The organism is Opacimonas viscosa, from assembly GCF_024199005.1.
GTDB lineage: Bacteria > Pseudomonadota > Gammaproteobacteria > Enterobacterales > Alteromonadaceae > Opacimonas > Opacimonas viscosa.
This window is the reverse complement of the sequence record NZ_JANATA010000036.1, coordinates 1-5,857: the sequence shown is the minus strand read 5'-3', so window position 1 is coordinate 5,857 and position 5,857 is coordinate 1. Positions and strand designations below refer to the sequence as shown.

Here is a 5,857-nt window from a genome sequence, read left to right as displayed (position 1 = left end):
ACGTTATATGGCATTGATAGTTTACAATTTTACTCAAACTCAACAGATATCCGTGTAATAGATAACTTAAACACGGCTACTTTTTTAGATCTGATAACAGGTTTAACTGACACTGATTCAGACGGTATTCCTAATGAATGTGACGAAGCTTGCGTTGCATTGGGTATGACAGCAGATACGGACGATGACAATGATGGCGTGCTAGACGCTGAGGATGTATTTCCGTTAGATGCCAATAAATCGACCTTGTTGGATGATGACATATCGCCAGTTGTTATTGCGCCAAGTGATTTATATATTGATGCAACGGGTGAATTCACGATGGTATCTGACTTAGGTGTGGCCACTGCGAGCGATAATCTGGAAATTGTTACAGCCGTTTTAGATAACTCTGGTCCTTATCCTGCTGGAGAAAGCCTTGTTACTTGGTCCGCTGTGGATAGTGCCGGTAATCAGGGGCAAGATGTGCAAACCATATTTGTTAGACCTATTGCACAGATTGCTCATAGAGCTCGTATGGCAATAAACGATGTGTTGACAGTGCCGGTACGATTATCTGGAGAAGGGTATAACTATCCAGTGATTATTCCTATTTCAGTGAGCAGTGATGCGGTATTGTTGTCTACTACAGAGGTGGAGATACTATCTGGTACGATTGGTGTATTTGACATTGAAGTGATTGATAGTGAGTTATCTGGGCAGTTTGTTGTAACGCTAGGCACGCCTAGTAATGCGGCTTTATCAGATAGCAGTACTTTAACGGTGAGCCTTATCGAAGAGGCTGTTTCGCCAAAAGTATCTTTATTAGTTAGCCAAAATGAGGTGTTGGGTCGTTATATCACACAAACTGATAGTGAGGTTGCAATAGAGGTGGTGATAGAGGATGTCAATGGTAATCATGCCTTAGGATGGGACATTCCAGTGGGGCTGGCAGATATTGTGGATACGGACATTTGGGGTCAGTTACGTTTTAATCCTAAGGATACTCAACCAGGTACTTACAAGATAACAGTCAAAGTAGAAGATGATGGTTTGCCTGGTGAGCTATTTACTCGCTCAGTCAGTTTAAAAATCAGCGGACTCACCCGTATTAGTGATAGTGACAATGATGGTGTTCCAGATGACTTAGATATTACGGTCACCCCTAATGCGATTGAGTTGGGCAGTGCATCTAACCAAGTGGCACAAGCATCAGCAGGGGTGAAGTTATCCTTGGGTAATGTGGCTGCCGATACTGGTGGTGCGGGTATTTTTGTCACAGAGACAGAGTTACCCGTTCCTGATGTGCAGAGTGAGTTCCCACTAGGGTTATTAGACTTTGAAGCAGAGTTGAGTGTTCCGGGTGATTCATTGGCATTGGTAGTGCCATTATTGAGTGCAATACCGCAAGGAGCAACCTATCGTAAATTGATAAATGGTACATGGCGAGATTTTGTGGTTGATGAGAAGAATACGATAGCGTCTACAGGTCTAAATAGCCAAGGAGGTTGCCCTAGCACTTCAAGTGCGGACTATATCAGCGGATTAACCGAGGGGGACATGTGTTTATTATTGACCGTTGAAGATGGTGGACCTAATGACGCGGATGCTCAAATCAATGGTCATGTGGTAGACCCAGGTGGCATTGCTGTGCGAGATGAAACAGCAGGCATTGCCCCATATACCTTACTTGAACAACCGACACCACAGTTCGCAAGTCTCAGCCCAACGGCCAAAATTATTGTAACTAGTTCAGAGGGTGAAAACTTCTTTGATGTAGCTAAGTATATCCCTTCTGGCACAGCAGATAACCCTGTGAGTGTGGTAGGGGAAACTTTTCTTATCTCGGGTTCAAGTGACATCGATGGCTTCATGATGCAACCTGGCGTTAAATATGACTTAACTAATCTTAAAGGTGGGATTGATAAATTGTACTTCTCAGGTCCGTTAGCCGAATATGCCGATAGTATCTTGCTAGATTCGGCAACCGGTGTGATGCAAGTATCTAGGTTAACGGATGTGGGTGAAGAAATCGTACAGTTTATTGCGACAGCAAGTGCAGCTGATATGCTTATATTCACCGACGGAGCGTTAAGTACCGAGCTTGTTAAAGCAGCGGTAAGTGCACAAACACCACTGACGGACTTGACTTTAGATACGTCAATCAAAGCCTTAGATGATAAAACCATCACCGGCGCGACAGTGAAACACATCGTGCTTAGCAGCGAAGGTGGAAGCGTGATGGGATTGGGTCCTAGTATTAAGACTTTAATATCGGGTAATAGTGGTATCGACCAGATATACGTACCAGCAGGCTCAATAGTCGATGCGTCAAACTTAAAATCAGGGCGTGATGAAATCACAGTAGAGGGTAATCTAGCGGACTATGACATTCGTTTAAATTCATCAGGAAATATTGTGTTGAATCGAGAAATCGATATAGACGATGTTATTCACACAGAATCGGTTACGATCGCCAATGGTGGTAATGTGGCAACCAATGACTTGGTAATATTTGCTGACCAACAGCTTGATACATCGAGCATTAAGCAGCAGTTATAAGATGAACTTTAAAGGGGAAGGAGTCGAATGTAAGCATACTCCTTCTGCCCTTTTTACTCTTACCTTTCGTCTATAAGTTGAGGCCACTAATGAGGTAGCCTTAGCCCCCCTAGGCTTTCATTAGGGACCATTAGTGTGATTTAGAAAACATTAGTGGTATTTTATCATTTTTTTTGCTCATTGTGTTTCCGTAAAACTTCCGCTTATCTCGCATCCTTTATTCACTTGGTTTTCTGTTTTTTTCCGTTACTTTCCGCTGATCGCAAAGCGGAAAAGGAAGGTGTTTTTGGTAAAAGTTATTATTAATCAATGTTTTATTTTTAAATTCAGCTTAGCTCATAATCGTTAGGTCCCCAGTTCGAGTCTGGGAGGGGCCACCATTTTTTTGAGTGAATAGTAATCCTTATCCAATCTGCCCCAACGTGGCCTGCACAGAGGCTATAGACATAGGTTTTTCGATAACCGCTTTGGCTCCAGATTGCATCGCTTTCTGCACTTCCTCTCCTAACACTGAGGCAGTCACAGCGACTATTGGTTGTTGGATATTGCGTAAGCGGAGTTCTTTACATAACTCATAACCATTCATCTGCGGCATAAAAATATCTGTGAATAGATAGTCAAAATGATGTTTCGCATCAACAAATGCTAACGCATCTGCCCCGTTATCAAAGGTAATCACATGCGCACCCGCTCTTTCGAGTGCATCCTTACTGATGGTCTGAATAATATCGTTATCTTCTGCAAAAATAATCGTTTTACCTGTCAAATAATCTGTGTTTTGTTTCACTGAACCAGTTGAACTTCTGTCATTTGCTGCACTCGCCACTACAAAATCAAAACCAAACACACTTCCTCCAGCTTGGTTGGGGGTTAAACAAAGCTCTCCTCCGAGCAACTCTGTCAGTCCATTAGCAATCGCTAGACCTAGTCCAGAACCATCTTCACTGCTTCCCTCACCTCGTAAAAATGGTTTAAAAACCCTATTTGCTTCGGCCTCGCTAATCCCTGTACCATTATCAGTTACCTTCACCAGTATCTTGTAGCGTCCTTCGTCGGTCAATTCACAATCCCCGTTCAGTACTATCTTATGACATTGGGCATGTTTTGCTGCATTGCATACCAAATTACTAACAATTTGAAACAATGCTTGAGTGTTGAGTTCGACTAATGGCATCCTTAACAATCTTTTACCCAGATTAAGCGACAATTGAATATTGGGATCTAGTGTATGTACTATTTCAATGAGTTGTTGATGCATCGATACAAAATACATGTGTATATCTGTGCTAACTAAGGCGTGTTTAGCCAAAGCGGAATGTTGGCTAATGCTCTTCAAATCTCCTAACACATTCAAAGCCTGGACCACGGCATTTTGGATAATCTTAAACTGGAGTTCGTCTAATTCATGGGGGGAATTACGTCCTTCCAACAACATCGATATGGTCGCAATCGGTGTACGCAACTCATGGGCAATGACCGCCATCATCTGCTGTTCTTGTTCGCGTTTTTCAGATAAGGCATCTAAGCTCTTTTGCCTATCCTGCATCGCTTCTTTTAGTTCGTCCTCGTGACTCAGGATTTTGCTTAGAGCCTGTTCTAACTCCTTTTGCCGTTTCATTTCTGGGGTGATGTTATTATGTGCACCCAACATGCGAATTGCTTTACCATTAGCATCGCGAATCGCTTTGCCTCGACAACGAACATATACCGTAGAGCCATCGCTGTGTTTGAACCGGACGATTTGTTCATATTTAATGGTTGGTTCGGCATAATGCCGCTCCAAATTATCCATAATGTTAGGTAAATCCTCGTCAAAAACGACGGCTATAAACTCATCAGGCGAGTGTTTACGAGTGCTAGGATCAATACCTAGGACATGCCAATATTCAGGACTAATATACAAATTCTCAGGATGCTCAAGATCCCAAAACCACAATCCGTCTAATGAGGCTTGTTGTATATACTGCCAGAGCTGTTCATCTTGAGTAATAAGTGCGTTCAGCTCTTTATCTAAATAATGCATAAAAAGAATACGAAATGTCGAAGAAATAAGGATAAGTATAGACCGCAATTCGGAAAAATGAGGGAAAAAATTCAGACGTTGAGCCCTATATCAAAGGGCTCTAATTCTAATAAGTTGTATGATGAACAAAAAACCTGAGAACCCTGATGCTTATTTGGGTATATGTAAGACCGTACCTGAAGCCATATACATATCATCATATTTTAAGCCGCCATTGCCGTAAGGTTTTTCTTTGGGTCCAGTGTTACAGGTAGCAGAGAAATATATGAGAGCTTGTTCACGTTGCATTCTAAAATCAGCGCCTGAGTAAACTTTTTGTTGTTCTGGAAACTCATCACCGCCTTGTATATAAACATCATATGTTTGGCCTCCAGAAGCTTTAGGTTGATTATTGATAACCATCCAAACGTGATACCAAGTATTGGTCTGCATTGGGCTTGCATACGAATTAGTTTGCGGATTAAAAATGCGTTCATACCAATCGTCCTTGCGCACTAATAATGTACCATCGTTTTTGTACGCAATATTCGGATCATACCGATCCGTAATACGTAAGCTAGGCTCTAATGCATTATAAGCGTGCTCAGCAATTCCTTCTGGACCCATATCACTCAGGCCAAAAACATGGTTATTAGGAAATGCAGCAACATTTAAGCGCAGATAAAAAGTATAAATATCACCAACATTAATCGGTTGTGGCAAGGGAAAATATGTTATTGCTTTACGATTTCCTACAACCCCATCAGCTGCAGGCTTTTTTAACAAATAATGGTTATTGGTTTGAGGGTCTAACAAGACTTCTGTTACTTGTGGGTTAGCCACTCTTGGTTCAGTTTCGTTTTGCAAATCCAACTTTGTCCAACCAGATAAAGGTTCATCCTGTTCAAAGTCAGTGACTTTTTTCCAAGGTGAAGTCTGTTTTGTCAGCTGTGCAGTAAGTTTGCTCATACGATCTGTTTTATTTGGTTCCACTACTACTTCGCTAGCCAACACTTTATCAACCGACAAAAGCGCACCAATAACCAGTCCAAACTGGCACAAATACCGCAGTGACATCTTATTTTCTCCTAAACACAAAGTTTTCTGGGTATCAAGAATACCATGACTATGATGTTAAACGTTAAATTCGCTAGGGATGGCGCCGAAGTATTAGCTATTCTCGCATTAGGTATCTTTGGTATCAGACGATTAGCCAAAAAATAACCATTGAAATGTTATGCAAAAGCCACTTCACTTGTTGAAGTGACCCCCGAAAGTTAGACAAAACCTTCGGGGGTTTTTTATGTACAAATC

3 protein-coding genes are annotated in these 5,857 nt (G+C 41.8%); 1 reads left to right on the top strand and 2 read right to left on the bottom strand.

The features are described from left to right. Positions 1 to 2,541 (top strand): hypothetical protein (locus tag NLF92_RS12480; RefSeq protein WP_254102475.1); only part of this gene is annotated, 2,541 nt, incomplete at its 5' end. A 403-nt stretch (positions 2,542 to 2,944) separates the two neighbouring features. Here NLF92_RS12480 and NLF92_RS12475 read toward each other — a convergent pair. Next, entirely contained in the window at positions 2,945 to 4,564 is a 1,620-nt protein-coding gene (locus NLF92_RS12475) for a hybrid sensor histidine kinase/response regulator (protein WP_254102473.1), read from the bottom strand. A 150-nt stretch (positions 4,565 to 4,714) separates the two neighbouring features. After that, on the bottom strand, positions 4,715 to 5,620 hold the full coding sequence (locus NLF92_RS12470; protein ID WP_254102471.1) for a hypothetical protein: 906 nt from the start codon (positions 5,618 to 5,620) through the stop codon (positions 4,715 to 4,717). Positions 5,621 to 5,857: the final 237 nt, after the last annotated feature.